The organism is Paenibacillus silagei (assembly GCF_017874735.1).
GTDB classification, from domain to species: domain Bacteria; phylum Bacillota; class Bacilli; order Paenibacillales; family Paenibacillaceae; genus Paenibacillus_AQ; species Paenibacillus_AQ silagei.
Window position 1 is genome coordinate 383,388 of the sequence record NZ_JAGGLV010000004.1, and the last position, 17,341, is coordinate 400,728.

A 17,341-nucleotide genomic window follows, 5' to 3' on the forward strand; every position below is an offset into this window, starting at 1 on the left:
ATGCATCCACTTATTATTAGCGATCCTACACTAAGAGACGGTTCCCATGCCGTGAAGCATCAGTTAACCCGGGAGAATCTGGAGTTATATTCACGGATGGCAGAGAAAGCAGGGATGGCCGTGCTGGAGGTGGGACACGGCAACGGTCTCGGCGCCTCCTCTCTTCAGCTTGGTGAGAGTCTGCTGTCCGATGCAGAGATGCTCTCTATCTGCAGGAACAATCTCCGGCGAACCCGATTATCTATCCATGTTATCCCAGGCTTTGCTACGATTCACCGGGATCTGCAGGCTGCACTGGAGCTGGGAGTCGATATCGTACGTGTTGCCTCTCATTGTACGGAGGCTGATCTGACGAAACGCCATATTGAATATGTTCGCGGGCAGAACCGGACCGCTTACGGTGTTCTTATGATGTCGCATATGGCTTCCGCTGAAGTCTTGGGCAGCGAAGCTCTTAAGATGCAAGGCTACGGTGCCCAAGCCATCATTCTGATGGATTCCGCCGGGGCTTATCTCCCTGGGGATGTGACTGCGAAGATTCAATACTTATGCAGTATTCTGGATATTCCTGTCGGCTTCCATGCCCATAATAATCTCGGCCTTGCCATCGGCAATTCGCTCGCTGCTGCCGAAGCAGGAGCAACCATACTTGACGGGACAGCACGGGGATTCGGAGCCGGAGCCGGCAATGCCCAACTGGAAGCGCTGGTAGCAGCGCTGCACCATTCGGGCCGGGACACGGGAATTGAACTCTATGCCTTACTTGAGCTGGCCGAACAAGCGGAGATTGCCTTCGCCAAGGCTCCCAAGCTAGGCAGCATGAGTATTGTCAGCGGCATGGCTGGAGTGTTCTCCGGCTTCGTGAAGCCGGTAGAACGAATCGCCAAGGAGTACTGCGTCGATCCCAAGGCCGTCATGGTGGAGCTTGGACGCCGTAAGGTCGTGGCTGGACAAGAGGATCTGATTCTGGAAGCGGCGCTGACCCTATCGCAACAAGCTTGACGTTTCTTCTCTGCCACCCGCATAGCGGGTGTTTTTTTTCGCGCAATTCACGCTAAAAAGCCGCCAAAAATCTGACGGCTCTATATCCAGATATTAATTCAGCATATTTGCTTCAAGTTCTTCCTTACTTAAAAACGGAAACATATCATGTATTGGCATAGAGACCATCGTACCATCATCAAGCTTCTTGGAGGAGACCGTTGGAATGATTTGCTGCTTAGGCTGACACATGATCTCACAGATAACAGGTCCCGTCTGTTTCAGTGCCTCATTAATATTTGCATCTAAATTTTTTCTATCGTTGCACTCTACATATGGAATATTATACGCCGCAGCAATTTTACGGAATGACGGAGCAGATACACCAGAATCAATACCGGACCCAACATAATGCCCCTCAAAGAAATTGTCCTGTGTATTCCTTATGGAAGCATAGCCATCATTATTTATGATAAACAATTTGATATTCAGATTGTGATGACGGATGGTTTGTAATTCCTGAATATTGGTTTGAAGGGAGCCGTCCCCGGTGACACATAATACACTCTTCAAGGGGTCAACAGCCGCTACACCAATGCTTGCCGGCAATGAATATCCCATCGCTCCAAGCGCTCCAGATACGATATAGCGCTGATCACCCTTTACCCTGAACCCTTGACCCATTACATAAAAGGCAGACCCGGCATCTGTTAATATCGTTTCATTGCCTTCAGTCAACTTGCTTAAAACTTCTGCAAATTCATAGAAATTAACCCTGCTGCCTCCAAGATCATGTGGTTCTTTGAAGACTGCATATTGTTCTTTCCAGCGTATACAGGTTTGATTCCATGTGACATGCTTATTTTGATATCCTTTTATCAGGGCTGCCTTCAATAAGTTTTGGATGAAATTTTCTACATCTGAACTGATTTTTTCGTTCACACTAATATTTTCTCTCTGCATGACTGCCTCATCCAGCTCCACTTGAACTTTATAAGCATTAACTGCAAAGGTATCCAGCTCATAGCCTGTGGTTTGTGTATGTAGACTACAGCCGATGGATAAGATGAAATCAGCGTTTTGCACTGCGAAATTGCCTGCACGATCTCCCTTCACTCCTGGATGGCCAATAAATAGATTATTGTTATAGGGGAGTATATCTTTGGCTAACTGTGTGGTGATTACCGGAAGACCAAGGACCGTAACTAATTCTCGGAAGTCAACGACAGCCCCTGCCGAACGGATTCCATGACCGGCCAGAATAACAGGACGTTTGAAAGAACCTATTTTGTCCAGGAGGCTTGAACATTCTTCTTGAAGATCATATGGAAGGGCAGGCGGCTTTTCAAAGCCTTCCAGATGATCCGGATCAATGAATGCTGCTTGAATATTCAGGGGAATATCTAATAATACAGGGCCTGGCCTGCCCTCTTGCGCAAGGTACACTGCTTTTTCCAAATGATATTTAATGCTCTCGGGACTGTCGATAAAGGCAGCATATTTAGTAATCGGTTTAACAATCGGAACAATATCCACCTCGAAGGTGCCGAATTGCCGCAGTCCTTCAATTTTTGAACCTTGTATGGTTTGTTTCAAATTACTTTGTCCGGTTACAAACAGACAAGGAACGGAATCGAGCCAAGCTCCGGCGATTCCTGTCACTGTGTTAGTAGCACCGGGCCCGCTAGTGGCATAGCACAATCCGATCGTTCCCGATTGGCGTGCATACCCTTCAGCCGCCATTGCACTGGCCTGTTCATGGTGATTACAGTAGTAAGTAATCTCCTTAACTTTTCCCAAGGCATCAATTAAGTGCATCATACCTCCGCCAGATAACATAAATGCAGATTTCACACCTTGTTGTTTCATATAATCAGCAATGTAATCTGAGACTCTCATTCTCATGTGGATTCCCTCGCTCATGAATAGAATATATCCTTCATATGATCTACTGCTTCTCTCGATGATTGATAGATAAGATTAGAATCAACTCCATACACAAGTACGTTCGCTCCCAAAGAATAGGCATGTTGAATATCTTCTTTACTTCTAACCATCATTCCAGCGGCCTTCCCCGCATCACGGATCTTCTTCACACAGCACTCCACAAACTTAAGAATCACGGGGTCCTGTACATTACCCTTGCATCCTAATGCGATAGACATATCATATACGCCCAGATATACCATATCTAATTGTGGTACTGTCAGAATGTCATCAATCAAAGCATAGCTGGTCGCATTCTCAATAATAATAGATGAAAAACCATAATCATTATTCATTTTCCCCTGATCATTAGATAATGGATTGCTGTATTGTGCAGCACGGGTAAAGGGATTATATCCTCTGACTCCTTCGGGTGCATATCTCATGAATTGAATTACTGAATCAACATCTTCTTTAGTCATGATTTGAGGAACAATAATACCATCTGTCCCCAGATCCATTACGGATTGAACAACAGTTTGGCTTATTTGAGGTATTCGAACTATAGAAGCACAACCGGAGCCTTCACATGAACGTATTGAAGAATCTAGCGTTTGGAGATTGTATATCCCATGCTCCATATCAAATATTTGAAAATCCAGTCCGGAAAGGCCGAATATCTCGGAAAGAATAGGGGAAGGAACGATGGACCATATTCCGATTATAGGCGTATTGCTCCCCAGCTTTTGCTTCAGCGGATTTGCTGACATCTATAACACCCCTTTTCAAGTAGTGCTGGCTTATAATTAGATTCTCTTTTAATTTATGTGATGTTAAAGCCGAAAATTCCAAGAGATTATAGCAGATTTCCTGGTTGGCAAAATAAAGCAGGCAACCGGGAAATTACAGCTGCCTGCTTCCGTGCTACTCTTTCTCGCCCCGCCTCTCTTCGAGCACCTGCTGCAAATCGATTCTTGTGCCCAGCAAGACCTGATTCCCCGGCAGGTAAGCCAAGGCCCGCTCATTATGCTGGTAGGCTTGCTGCCATTCTCTGGCTGCAGCGAAGCAGCGGCTGATCAAGACATGGGGCATCCAGGTATAATAAGCCTGGGAGACAGGACGGTCTCCCGGTCCCGCCGTCTGCAGGGCGATTGCCTGAAGATACCAGTAGATTGCACTCTCCCAATCCCTGCGCTCCTCGAAGAATCCGGCTACACCGCAGCAGACATCCGCCTGAGGCAGCCCGTAGCTGAAGGAGCGGAAGAGGCTGTTCAGCCTGAGCTCCGGTTCACCCAGCTCCCGGTAACATTCGGATAACCGCAGACAAGCTGTAATCCGTTCCTCCTTGCAGCTCCGTGGTTCCTGCAACAGCTCTTCATACGAAGCAGCAGCAGTCTGATATTCCCGCGAGCCGAAGCATTCATTCGCATAGTGAAAGAGCAGTCTTCCTTCAGCCTTGCCTTCCTCAGCGATCCAGCGCTTCAGAATTCGCAGGTTACGTTCTGTATGGACAGCGGACGGGCGATGGTCAATGTAGATGTCCGTATTCATGGCTGTGCCTGCTCCAGTATCCAGTTCCTCATGGACCCGCCCCTGCCAGTGGAAATGTCCGCGCCTCACCAATCTGGGGCGGCGCTCTGAATACACTGGTACTACAGCGGAGGTAGCTTGGAAAGACTGCAGAAATAACCGGGTTCCCATCCAGATTACCTCCACCCCCGCCTGTTCCTGCGCCAGCTGCTGCTTCAGGCGGGCCAGCTTCTCTGCTTCCTGCGCAGCCAGCAGCTCATCCGCATCCATCCAGAAGACATAAGGCATCGTCGCCTGTTCGAAGGAATAGTTGCGGGCGGCTGCGAAATCATCATCCCAAGGATAAGCGAATACCTTCTCCGTATACCAGCCTGCAACTGTGACAGTCCTGTCTGTCGACCCCGTATCGATAATGACGATCTCATCCATCAAGTCTCTGACTGAATCCAGACAACGCCCCAGCACAGCTTCTTCATTCTTCACAATCATACATAGAGTGAACAGACCCTGCTGTTCTGCTTCCATCTCCCTAGCCTCCTGGCAATCATTAGATATACAAAAAAGAAGCCATCCCGCAAAGGATGGTTCTTAAGCTTGCTGAAAAGTGAAGCAGATCCCTTCCAGGATCAGGTTAAGCGGTGAACAGACCATATAACGCCTGGATCTGCAGCACCAAGATCCACATCAACCGCCAATCCATTAGACTGATAGACGAGCGTGATAACATCCCCTGTAGTTAGCTCCACTTCACCTGCCAAGGTGACAGTGCCGCTTCTAAGAAGTGTTCTAAGAGTTAACGTTCCTCCGATAGCCACATCCAGTACCGGCAATAATCCGGTAACCAGATCTGTAGCTGGAGCCGGCGTAGTTCTTTGTACGGCTAAAGACGGGTTCACAGCTGGATCTAATGCAGCAGCAATAGCTGCGGTAAAGGCAAAGTTGACAGTGGCTTCAACAGAATATCTGCCTGTCTCCGGAACGGTGTATTGCCCCAAAACTGTATCGAATGCCGCATTGCCGTAATAAGGTGCCGCTTCTTCCCAGCCAACAAATGTGGCCGTAGTACCTGTCACCAAGGTTGGCAGAAATACTGAGAATCCTTCTGTAGCTAAGTTTGGACCAGTCATTCCTGTGAGTCCTGTAGCTCCTGTAGCTCCTGTAGCGCCCGTAGCTCCTGTAGCTCCCGTTTCACCTGTAAGACCAGTGACTCCTGTAAATCCCGTGGCTCCTGTGGTCCCTTCTCCTGTACCAGTAGGTCCTGTTACTCCTGTCACTCCAGTTGCGCCAGTAGCTCCTGTTGCACCCGTCTCCCCAACTCCAGGACCGGTCACTCCAGTCACCCCTGTAGCTCCTGTAGCTCCTGTGGCTCCTTGTTCACCAACCCCTGGACCCGTTGGTCCTGTCGGTCCTTCTGGACCTGCTGGTCCTGCAGGTCCATTCGCTCCGTTTACTCCTGTAGACCCAGCCGGTCCTGTCGGTCCTGTCGCTCCCCCGCCGCCGTAATTCTCTCTAAGCAATTCTTCTGCTACCAGCCGGTGTGCCGTTACCAATTGTCCCGATCCGTCCTTGCCCCATACCGATATTTGAACCGGCATAATCGCATCAGTTGAATTCGGTGATGTAATGAATATAAATTCAAAAGCGTTCAAGTTAGCGTAATAATTCTTCGTAATGACTTGATTCGCTGCAACATGGATTAATTCGCTTACGTACATCACTCTTGTTCCGCCGTTAAGTTGATAACCCTGAATGGTTAATGAGTAAGCCAAGTCAGTGCTTCGGTTATCAATTTTGACGGTAACCTGCTGAGTAGGTCTCACCCCGTTAACAGGGTTGTTCTCAATAGGTCCAGTTGATAAAAAGGCCATCACGTGGTCACATCCTGCCAGTTTTGGATTTCATTCCAGTATGCGCCAGGAATAGTGCGGTATCGGCTAATGAACTTAGCCCCCTTCCAAGCCTCCGCATCAGGCAGCAGCATACTTCATGATTAATATAGTAGTATTCAAGCGTACAGGTTTGGTGTGGACTTCGTGATGAACTCCCTATTATGGGCTTCATTCCCGTCCACCAAATCTGATCTGTGAATACCAATATATGCGCCAAGTCCGGAATGTGTCCGTCAGTCAAGCAAGAACAATCTCTCCTCCATTGTCCATGAACCTCATCCGCCCGCAACATGAAATTCTTCTGCTATGCTTGACAAGTATTGCCCGTAGGCTAGCTTGCGCATCGGCCTTGCCAGCTCCAAGAGCTGCTCCCTCGTGATGTAGCCCATATTGAAGGCAACCTCTTCAATACAAGCTACATACAGTCCTTGCCGCTTCTGAATGGTCTCGACTAGATTAGCTGCCTCCAGCAGGGAATCCGGCGTCCCGGTATCCAGCCAGGCCATTCCCCGGCCGAATAGCTCCACATTCAGTTGCCCTCTGCTTAGATATTCCCGATTGACATCCGTAATCTCAATTTCACCTCTCCGCGAGGGCTTAATCTGCCTGGCGATCTCCACGACCTGCTGGTCATAGAAGTACAAACCAGGTACGGCATAATGGGAACGGGGGTACAAAGGCTTCTCCTCCAGAGCAACCGCTTTGCCCGCAGTGTCGAATTCAACAACACCGTAGGCTGAAGGATCTTGCACCCGGCAGCCGAAGATCGTAGCGCCTTCCTGCCGCCGGACGGCTCTCTCCAGAATGGAGCTGAAGCTCTGTCCATAGAAGATATTGTCACCCAGAATCATGCACACATGATCAGTACTAATGAATTCTTCCCCAATCAGGAATGCCTCGGCAAGTCCGCGCGGCTGCTCCTGCACTGCATATTGGAAGGACATTCCGAGTTGTTCACCGTTGCCGAGAAGATTCTGGAACAGCCGGATGTCTCTTCCGCTGGAGATAATCAGAATATCCCGGATGCCTGCCAGCATCAGGACAGACAGCGGGTAATAAATCATCGGCTTGTCGTATACCGGTAGAATCTGCTTGGAGATAGATTTCGTCAGCGGATGCAGCCTCGTCCCCGAACCGCCCGCCAGAATAATGCCCTTCATATAGGCTCAACTCCCATCACTTTGCGGGTTCTTTATTTGTCCGCTCGATACTTCCTGTCCTTGTCCACCCGTTACGGAATGAAGATCAACTCCACGGTTATTGACCCGATGGAGTTGATCTTTCATTAAAGAACATATACATCAAATTTCGCATTATTCGCTTTGCGTCTGGTATCTTCCGCTGGAGACAGAGTTTCCCAGCGGGAAATTGGAGAATCCGCCTGGAATATCAAAGCTTCGGATGGTGAAATCATTCAGGCTAACAGAATGAATCTGAGTTCCGGCATTGACGAAATATCTGCTGTCTCCTGTAAAATCAGCATAGCTAGGACCTTGATAATCCGGTAATGAAATATATCGCGCACTCTGATCAACCGTTGAAATCAGTAACAGTTGTGTAGATCCTAGAACGGCCACCCATTGCTCATCCGGCGACAAGAACATAATACTTCCAGTATTCTGAACTTGCCAATGATTCAGCAATTCTCCTTGAGCATCAAGCAGACTGACCCGACGCTGACTTTGATCAGGTATTACGGTATCCAGCAAGTAGGTATCGCTATTCTTCAGTATTCGGATACCAGCAGTGTTATTAGGTGAAGGCCCAATGCTTCCAGTATCGCTGAAATTATCTAAATTCGCATATTTATAGTATATTCCTCCACCATTACCTGTAGCCTTAAGTTCCTTACTATCGGGCGTAACCGCCAGCACTGGGGTGTCGGTGAACAAACCAGCAGAGCCCCCTACTAATAAAATATTCTGGATAAGCGTACCTGTGTCAGTCTCATAGCCATGAATTCTTCCATAGTAAGTGTAAAAGAAGACATACCGGCTGTCAGGTGAGGCTGCAGCGTAGACAACATTGTAATCCAGGGTTAGTGTCTTCACTATACCGCCATTCTCCAGATCATAAATCTGGACCTGTGTACTGTTCTGGGTCCAGATGAAGAGATATCTTTGATCCGGCGTTAGCACCATACCTGTGACATAGAGACCGGGAACCAAATCAACTCCCCAATCCACCTTTTCTTCTTGTGTATTGAAACGGTACAATCTGCTAACTACTCCGTAATAAATGTAACGCCCATCGGTTGAAGCTGCATAGGCTGAAGCTAATGGTTTATTGGTATTGTCATACATCGGAACAGAATTTCTAAGGCCATATAGCGCATCGAAGATCTGAACAGATCCCGAAGCGAGATAATATACGGTTCTGTCCTTGACATAAGGATGCCTTAGTCCTGACTGCTCTGCATATAGATAACGGCTCTCCACTCTTAAGTTGAGACCCGCTTGGACAGGCATATCTATCTTCACTTGCAGGGAGTATGCTCCGGTTCCGCCGGCATTATAATGAGTCAGACTGAACGGGCAATCTACGCTTGCCCGCTCACCGCCAGGGAAGCTGTCCGAGCTCTGCTGAATGGAATAGAATGAGTAGTCTTGGATAATAACATCATTAAAGAGTACATTGATAACGATGGGAACCCGTATGGAGGTCAAATACGGCTGGAAAGTTACAAGAGCATTCCCCTGAAGTAACACATTAGGGCCACCCTCTATGACCACTTGAGGCAAAGTGAGGACGGTCTGGAAGTCATTGGTCAGATTAATGGGGTCCGCAGAATATAGATACTGGGCAGGAGTCAACGGCTCTCCGGTTGTGCCTGTTGCTCCGGCTGGACCTGCCGGTCCCTCCGGCCCTTTGCCGGTGATTCCAGTCGCCCCTACAGCTCCCCTTATTCCCTGGTCTCCCTGATTACCTGTGCCTCCCTTTACACTGCCGCCCGTAGCCCCTGTCAATGACAGACCGGTCGTTCCTGTGGGACCGATCCCCGTCGCCCCGGTTACTCCGGTCGCTCCCGTCGAACCGCTGCCCGTCCCGCCGGTTACGCTTGCCGGCAATCCCGGATCGCCGGTGTCTCCTGTGGCACCGTTCGGCCCATAGCCTGTCGCTCCAACCGGCCCAATGCCGCCACCGTCTCCGTCAAAGCCATCATATCCCTGGGTTCCGGTCGTTCCCGTCGGGCCTGTGGGACCGGTTAGCCCGGTTGCGGCTAACGCTGTCTCTGCGAAGGAGATGCCTGCAACAGCTCTGCCGATTGAGGGGTTAGCCCTGACATTGCTATAGCTGACCACTCTGGCTTGTATGCTGTATGCATAAGTTCCCGGATTCGCCGGATGATTGATCACAACCTGTAACGTCCTTGCAGCTTCCTCTGTTCCATTGTGGGACAATGTGACTAGCTGGCTCTGAATGTGGCTGCCGGAGAGCGTCGTCTCCAGCTCAACCCGCAGCTGAGACGGCCCGCTGTCAAGGCTCTGAAATACAAGGGGAATATGAAAGCTGATGAGTGCCTGCGGCTGGGCTGCAGCAATTTCAAGGGTCTCTGCCAGACGGATTGCCGGTCCCGGCACGCCTAGAGGAAGAGACGTAAGATTCGACATGACTTCACCACTCCTTTTAGATGTTCCGGGCTTCAGATGTTATCGAAAAGAACGGTTTCTGTTATAGTTCCAATAGCAGATATTCTCCACTGGTCTTGTGGGTCGGCGGTTACCAACATAACAAGCTTCATCACTGTCGGCGGTCCGCTGTACATCGCAATAAATGGGATATTCTGGGCTAAAATAACACTTTTCGTTCCACTAGAATCACTATACTGATAGTAGATCGTCCCCGCGCTGTCCGTGAGTACAAGTGATATTTTTAGGCCTCTGTTAGGAAACTGAGATTGGGGACCTGACCACCGGAGCTCCACGCTCCCGGAAATTTTGGAACGTCCTGTCTGTCCGGAAGCTGCCGGCAATTGAACAATTGTAATGGGAACGTTGAATTGCGAGGGTGATAAATTATATACAGTATTAGTATTGTAAATTAACGTCGGAATATAAGACCCGTCTGCAGGCGCTCCAGTTGCCCCTGTTGCTCCGGCTGGACCCATATCTCCCGGTTCGTCGCCCGCTCCGGGCGGCCCTGTGAAGCCTGTCGGTCCTGTTGGTCCGTCGGGTCCCGTATCGCCAGTAATTATTGCGCCAGTAGCGCCTACAATACCTGGCCCCGTTGGCCCTGTAGGGCCAATAATCCCTATTCCTGTCATACCGGTTGCCCCTGTTGGCCCTGTTGAGCCCCCTCCAAAAGCCGTTGCTCCAGTTGCCCCTGTGGGTCCGGTCACTCCGGTCGGACCCGGAAGCGATGGACCGTCATCTCCTTCCGGCCCTTCCGGACCCTGCGTCCCGGTTATACCTGTTAGACCAGTCGGACCTGTCGGACCCGGAGGTCCAATAATTCCGGCCTGGATCACTGGACCAGGTCCAGTCTGCAGGAGAGGGGAGCCTACCCGGATATCGGAAGCGATATTCTGGCCATGTAGCCCCTTCAATCTCAATTCGTAACGATGAATCCCTGCAGGCAGCATATCGGTAAATCTTATAATGGCTTCTATCTGAACCAAACCGGCTGCGGCTGCCTGCGATTCAATTGCCACTGTACTTGATGCAATGCGCACATTCGCTCTCCATAACTCATATTCCATGTGCAGATGGTAATCCCCAGGGCTGAGGGTATCCAGCAGCAAGGGAACAACCAGACGCATTTCTGCGTTGTCAATTTGCTGTACTACATCCGTTCGTATCCCCGTAAGAACCAATATGTTCCCGCTTCCCAGAAGAAGCGAGGAATAGATCTCCGTCACGTACGCTCATCTCCTTTTCCCTGATACCTATTCTTATCTATACCTTTGCTAGACTTGAACAAGGTCAGTTCCCATCCTGGAACACTCTGGCCGCTGCATTGAATGAGGTATAAGCAATTGAAGTATCATCCGAGGTACTAACTGGGTATGCTGTAAGCGAATATACATTCTGTCCTAGCGGCGGATTATTATCAATATTAAAGAACGCCAGGGCTTGACTGGAGGGGATGGAATTGTCAACCTCGCTGGTATAACTGTACTGTAGGGACCAGATTTGAGGGAACCCCACTGGCTGGCCATTACGATGTACTTGATAGACCATAATATTCTGGAATTCCCTGTCCGGGGGATTACCATACGTAATCTGAAGGGTCCCCTCAATGACCACACATTGATCAGCCGCATTAATCAGCAACGGCGGAAGCTGACCAACAATCTCCTGCCCGCCATCGGGACTGTTGACGAGCAACGTATCACTTACAACCATCGGCAAGGTCCGGCTTGGTCCGGGTTCCCCTGTGGGCCCCGTTGTACCTGTCGGGCCGGTGATTGCTGACCCTGGACCCGTCTGCCCGGTTATTCCCTGCATACCGGTGTTTCCTGTCAGTCCTGCCGGTCCATAACCCGTCGCCCCCGCAGCTCCTGTTCCCGTAGCTCCGGTAGCACCTGTAACCCGCAGTCCATCCAGTCCGGTATGTCCTGTAGCTCCTTGTGCGCCGCTGGTTCCGATAACAACACCTGTTGCTCCAGTCGCTCCTTTAGGGCCTTTGGTACCCATAATACCAGGACCTGTGGTTCCGGTTGGACCTGGATTACCAGCAGGGCCTTGAGGACCTTGTGTGCCGGGAGCACCCTGCGGGCCTGTCGGCCCAGTCGGACCGACCTCTTCAGCGTCCACCGAAACTCCTTGTACGGAGACTGCTGGGAGGCCAAGCAGCGGACTGGACACAATATTCTGTGATGACAGAATCCGCAGCTCGAGTTCAAACGACCGCACCCCAGGGCTGAAGCTTCCTTTAATGCTTGCATTCACATCAGCAGCTATAGTCTCCCCGGCATTGCCGTTGCCGATATAAGGATCGGTAAGGGTATGAATGATATTCCCGTCTTTCAGAACAGATAACCCGATGATCAGGTGATAGTTGCCGGACACTGCCGGCTTGAACGACAGTGGCACACTGAAATCAATTTGGGAATAGGGATGACTCTCTTCCAGCAAGACCGGACTTGCCAGCCTGATTGCCGGTCCCGGACTTCCCAGTTGCACCGGAATTAATGATGACATGTGGACACAACCCCTTCTTTCACTTTCATATTTGCTTACCCTGTGTGAACGCCAGAACTGCCCAATCAACACCCCCAATACCAGTTTATGCAGCCTATAGATTGTCCAAGTCCACGATATGCTTAATATCTTACGGATCTGTCTAATCCGGCAGCACGCAATATTCTATGTCAATGACTTCATATTGGCTGGACATTTCGTACTTACAGCTGCAAAGAGGCAGATTACCTGTCCCTACCCGGATTCAGAACGCAGCAAAGCGCTGGAATGAATTTTCCAGCGCCTCTCGCTTCAATGCGAAATTTAATTGATTCTGACCAGTTGTATATTGGCACTGAAGGTGCCAGCACCGTCACCGACAGGCTCATCGCTCAGGTTCACTAACGCTACACCTTGAGCGGTTGTTACGTCTACGATTGCTCCGCCTGCCACATTCACAATTGCGTCTCCACCTAGTGGAGAAGTACCTATAGACCCAGCAATACCTGTAAGCAAGTTTCCAGCCAGATCTGTGTTATACAACTGAAAGATCACTGGGGCAGGACCAGGGTATTGGGCATTGACATAATATTGGACCAGAATCGTCGAATCCACAGGCAAAATAAAGAATTGATTAAGAGCACCCGCTACTGTAATTGCTCCGCTCTGCGGTCCTTGAATCCCCCATTGCACCGCTTCAGGAGTACCAGGACCACCGCCAACTTGAGCTTCATCAGAGGCGGCAGAGTTGTAATCTGCGAAGAAGGCAACCCCCGTAAATCCGGTCGCTCCGGTCTCTCCGGTCAGGCCTGTAAAACCGGTCGCCCCAGTCTCTCCAGTAACCCCCGTTAAGCCGGTCAACCCTGTAGCACCTGTTAAGCCGGTTTCACCCGTCAGACCGGTTGCGCCCGTCTCCCCGGTTAAGCCGGTCAGGCCGGTCAGCCCCGTAGCTCCGGTTTCACCTGTCTCTCCGGTTAGGCCTGTTAATCCGGTCTCTCCGGTGAGACCGGTCAGACCTGTAGCTCCGGTAGCACCCGTCTCTCCGGTCAGACCTGTAAATCCGGTCGCCCCGGTGTCTCCGGTTAGCCCTGTAGCCCCTGTCACACCGGTTTCGCCAGTTATTCCTATTGGACCTTGGATACCCTGAATCCCCTGTTCACCTTGAGGTCCCGGAGGCCCGCCCGGATTACCCGTAGCCCCTGTTGCGCCTGTAGGTCCTACCATTATGGAAGCGTTGAGTACCGTCTCCAGCTTGTTGGTGAGAATGAATTCCTTCTTAACAATGTCCCGCATCATATTTCTTACACTTTCATTCATGGCCAATACATCGCCAATGGTCGCTTCAGGGGCTGTAACTCCAGGCAAGGTACCCAGGATATATTGCAGCTTCTCTCCCTCGGCATTGATAATATGGCTAAGTCCTAGTTCCTCCATGGCAATGGAGGACAGCAGCAGGTTAACGGCATCATCCCTGGCAATACTTATGGTTGGGGTGATATTAGGCAGGTTCGCCTGAGACATGTAATCATCTCCTTTAGGTTAGATTGGATTATACTAATTTGATAATGGATATTGAAGCATTAACATCTGTAATTGAAGATGCGCCACTGTTAATCAGGTTTAGTTGGTTAGCTAGCGGAGGATTAGTAGTAGGAAAAATGCTCCCTCCCACTACCAAATTTGAAGTGGGAGCAATGGCTGTATGAAGAGATGTCGCTTCACTTGCTGGAAGAATGGTCCCATTAAGTGTAAGCGCAACGCTCATATTCTCTCCTGTTGGAGTAGGAGCATTTGCTGTATATTTAACGTAATATATAGCCGGCACTATCGCACCATCAACCTCATTATTCAGCAGACTGAAACCACCTAAATTGCGGCTGATGGCTCCGACGCTCGTATAATCATCTGTGTCAAAGACTATCGGCCCTCCCGGACCTACAGTGATTCCTGCAGAGAGAGAAGACATCCATCGGTCAATACCAGGAACTCCGGTGGCTCCGGTTACTCCTGTAGCACCCGTTTCGCCGGTAACTCCTGTCAGACCCGTCAGGCCAGTAGCCCCAGTCTCTCCGGTTAGCCCTGTAACACCCGTTTCGCCTGTAACTCCTGTCAGACCCGTTAGGCCTGTAGCACCAGTCTCTCCGCTTAGCCCTGTTACACCTGTTTCGCCTGTAACTCCTGTTAATCCCGTCAAGCCTGTGGCTCCTGTCTCACCTGTGAGGCCGGTAGCTCCTGTCAATGCAGTCATCCCAGTGGCTCCTGTTATACCTGTAGCCCCCGTTGCTCCTGTAGGTCCTATTAGACCTGGGAGACCACTAACTCCCGTGGTACCGCTCGGGCCATCGTCTCCGGTCTCTCCTATTTCACCTTGCAGACCTAGTGGACCTTGCGGACCCTCGTCTGGACCTGTTACGCCCGAGGCTCCGGTACCGCCATAATCAACCGGCGCTGCAAGCAGACTCTCTAACTGGCTGGTCTGCAGCCACGCGCTTTTCACAGTTTCCCCCAGCATATTACGAACACTTTCCGTGATGTCCTGAAGATTGGAGATGTTCACCACCGGAGCAGTTACTCCAGGAAGAGTGCCGAGTGCATACTGCATCTTCTCCCCTTCTGCATTAATTACATGGCTTAGTCCTAATTCTTCCATGGCGATGGCCGCCATCATCATGTTGATGGCATCGCTACGGGTGAGTGTTATGGTAGGTGTAATGTTAGGCAGATTAGCTTGAGACAAATCAATCCTCTCCTTTCTTGTTTAGAATAGTCCATCATATGCTGCTCCGTACGTTTGGTTCGGCAATTCGTCCAGGCTATGTATGAAATAACTCAATATCTCCTTAACTTCCTTATGAATGAAGACCAGCCTAAAAAACTGGCTGGTCTTCACGAGAGCAAATTCAATTATTACTTACAAGAGACAGAAATCAACTCAATTGAATGATGGTGACCTTAGCAGGGAAGAAACCATAAGTAATTCCCTTCAAATTACTGGTCACTGAAGTGCCTGGATACATAAGCCCAAGTTGAATGGTTGTTTGTTGAGCAGCTTTTAGAATATGTGTTCCTTGTACTATAGTGGACTCAGCCTGCATTGGAGCTACAATTTGTGTCTCCGTTTTAGGCTGACCATTGACGATTAGTTCCAATCCTGATGCATATAAAGTGCTGGATTTAACATTTGCCTCGTACATAATCAAGTAGTTTCCACTTTGAACCACGAACTCAGATGTGTACACGCCTTGCGGCCCAATAGAACTTCCAACAACAGAATTGTTTAACATCCTAAAGTTAGGAATAGGAAAATGCGCATCAGTTGCTACGACAACATTCGGAGGAGTATAAAGAACAAACTGCGCGTAACTCTGAGAGATAACTCCTGTAGGTCCAATAATACCAATACCAGTCGGTCCGGTAGTTCCTGTTAGACCCGTTACTCCCGTGGCTCCCGTGGCTCCTGTGGCTCCTGTGGCTCCTGTGGCTCCTGTGGCTCCTGTGGCTCCTGTGACTCCTGTTGCTCCAGTTTCACCCGTGACTCCTGTGGCTCCTGTTGCCCCAGTTTCACCCGTGACTCCTGTGACTCCTGTTGCTCCAGTTTCACCCGTGACTCCTGTGGCTCCTGTTGCTCCAGTTTCACCCGTGACTCCTGTGGCTCCTGTGGCTCCAGTTTCACCCGTGACTCCTGTGGCTCCTGTGGCTCCAGTCTCGCCCGTGACTCCTGTGACTCCTGTTGCTCCAGTTTCACCCGTGACTCCTGTGGCTCCTGTGGCTCCAGTCTCGCCCGTGACTCCTGTGGCTCCTGTGGCTCCAGTCTCGCCCGTGACTCCTGTGACCCCGGTGTTCCCTGTAGCTCCCGTTGCTCCGGTCTCTCCTGTTGCCCCAGTCTCACCCGTGACTCCTGTTGCCCCGGTGTTCCCTGTAGCTCCCGTTGCTCCGGTCTCTCCTGTCGCTGCTGTTGCCCCAGTGTCTCCCGTGACTCCTGTGGCCCCGGTGTTCCCTGTAGCTCCTGTTGCCCCGGTCTCACCCGTGACTCCTGTGGCTCCTGTGGCCCCGGTTTCGCCCGTGACTCCTGTGGCTCCTGTTGCTCCAGTTTCACCCGTGACTCCTGTTGCCCCAGTTTCACCCGTGACTCCTGTGGCTCCTGTTGCTCCAGTTTCACCCGTGACTCCTGTAGCTCCTGTTGCCCCGGTTTCGCCCGTCTCTCCTGTGGCTCCTGTTGCCCCGGTTTCGCCCGTCTCTCCTGTGGCTCCTGTTGCCCCGGTTTCGCCCGTGACTCCTGTGGCCCCGGTGTTCCCTGTAGCTCCCGTTGCTCCCGTCTCTCCTGTGGCTGCTGTTGCCCCAGTGTCTCCCGTGACTCCTGTTGCCCCAGTTGCTCCTGTCTCGCCCGTAAGACCTGTGGCTCCAGTATTCCCGTCATCACCTTGTGGACCTCCAGGTCCGAGGTCACCCTGATCACCTTTAGGCCCCGTTGTCCCTGTTGGGCCAGTTAGACCTGTTGAACCTGTTGGACCCGTTGGACCCGTTTCTAATACACTCAATCCAGTAATTCCTGTTGGACCAGTTACTCCCGTGACTCCCGTTCCCCCAGTTTCGCCTGTGAGGCCTGTCGCTCCCGTCTCTCCCGTGAGTCCTGTTGCCCCAGTCTCTCCCGTCAGCCCCGTTGCGCCTGTCTCTCCTGTGAGCCCCGTTGCGCCAGTCTCTCCTGTGAGCCCTGTGGCTCCAGTCTCTCCTGTGAGCCCCGTTGCGCCTGTCTCTCCTGTAGCTCCTGTTTCCCCGGTTTCACCCGTTACTCCCGTTACTCCAGTCTCTCCCGTGAGGCCTGTTGCTCCAGTTTCGCCTGTGAGGCCCGTCGCTCCAGTTTCTCCTGTCAGCCCTGTTTCTCCAGTTTCTCCT

12 protein-coding genes are annotated in these 17,341 nt (G+C 50.8%); 1 reads left to right on the forward strand and 11 read right to left on the reverse strand.

Features of this window, described 5'->3' with window-relative positions; translation table 11 throughout:
• A complete protein-coding gene (gene dmpG / locus J2Z70_RS08895; RefSeq protein WP_209871697.1) occupies nucleotides 1–1,002 on the forward strand; it encodes a 4-hydroxy-2-oxovalerate aldolase in 1,002 nt (333 codons plus the stop codon).
• Nucleotides 1,003–1,095: 93 nt separating this feature from the next.
• On the opposite strand, the gene J2Z70_RS08900 is transcribed toward dmpG, so the two are convergent.
• From J2Z70_RS08900 to J2Z70_RS08950, 11 genes are all read right to left on the reverse strand, one after another.
• Nucleotides 1,096–2,904 (reverse strand): thiamine pyrophosphate-binding protein, encoded by a 1,809-nt coding sequence (locus J2Z70_RS08900; protein ID WP_209871700.1) that lies wholly within the window; start codon nucleotides 2,902–2,904, stop codon nucleotides 1,096–1,098.
• Nucleotides 2,901–3,677, reverse strand: coding sequence for an HpcH/HpaI aldolase family protein (locus J2Z70_RS08905; RefSeq protein ID WP_209871703.1), 777 nt, complete (start codon nucleotides 3,675–3,677; stop codon nucleotides 2,901–2,903). The genes J2Z70_RS08900 and J2Z70_RS08905 overlap by 4 nt, the downstream gene beginning before the upstream one ends.
• A 154-nt stretch (nucleotides 3,678–3,831) precedes the next feature.
• The gene (locus J2Z70_RS08910; RefSeq protein ID WP_209871706.1) at nucleotides 3,832–4,962 is read right to left on the reverse strand and encodes a glycosyltransferase family 2 protein; all 1,131 of its coding nucleotides are present in this window, start codon (nucleotides 4,960–4,962) and stop codon (nucleotides 3,832–3,834) included.
• A gap of 101 nt (nucleotides 4,963–5,063) precedes the next feature.
• Nucleotides 5,064–6,305 carry a collagen-like triple helix repeat-containing protein gene (locus tag J2Z70_RS33625; RefSeq protein ID WP_209871797.1) on the reverse strand — a complete coding sequence of 414 codons (1,242 nt, stop codon included), beginning with the start codon at nucleotides 6,303–6,305 and terminating at the stop codon, nucleotides 5,064–5,066.
• Nucleotides 6,306–6,601: 296 nt separating this feature from the next.
• Nucleotides 6,602–7,486 (reverse strand): glucose-1-phosphate thymidylyltransferase RfbA, encoded by an 885-nt coding sequence (rfbA, locus tag J2Z70_RS08920; protein ID WP_209871709.1) that lies wholly within the window; start codon nucleotides 7,484–7,486, stop codon nucleotides 6,602–6,604.
• Between the two features lie 153 nt (nucleotides 7,487–7,639).
• Nucleotides 7,640–9,937 carry a WD40 repeat domain-containing protein gene (locus J2Z70_RS33850; RefSeq protein ID WP_209871711.1) on the reverse strand — a complete coding sequence of 766 codons (2,298 nt, stop codon included), beginning with the start codon at nucleotides 9,935–9,937 and terminating at the stop codon, nucleotides 7,640–7,642.
• 32 nt (nucleotides 9,938–9,969) lie between these two features.
• A complete protein-coding gene (locus tag J2Z70_RS33630; RefSeq protein ID WP_209871714.1) occupies nucleotides 9,970–11,184 on the reverse strand; it encodes a collagen-like protein in 1,215 nt (404 codons plus the stop codon).
• Between the two features lie 64 nt (nucleotides 11,185–11,248).
• Complete coding sequence (locus J2Z70_RS33635; RefSeq protein ID WP_209871717.1) at nucleotides 11,249–12,469, reverse strand: collagen-like domain-containing protein; 1,221 nt, start codon at nucleotides 12,467–12,469, stop codon at nucleotides 11,249–11,251.
• A 303-nt stretch (nucleotides 12,470–12,772) separates the two neighbouring features.
• Entirely contained in the window at nucleotides 12,773–13,969 is a 1,197-nt protein-coding gene (locus tag J2Z70_RS33970) for an alpha-helical endospore appendage domain-containing protein (protein WP_425355105.1), read from the reverse strand.
• Nucleotides 13,970–13,997: 28 nt separating this feature from the next.
• A complete protein-coding gene (locus J2Z70_RS33640) occupies nucleotides 13,998–15,185 on the reverse strand; it encodes a collagen-like triple helix repeat-containing protein (RefSeq protein ID WP_281068129.1) in 1,188 nt (395 codons plus the stop codon).
• A gap of 190 nt (nucleotides 15,186–15,375) precedes the next feature.
• Nucleotides 15,376–17,341: collagen-like protein (locus J2Z70_RS08950; protein ID WP_209871720.1), on the reverse strand; the 1,966-nt coding region annotated here is incomplete at its 5' end.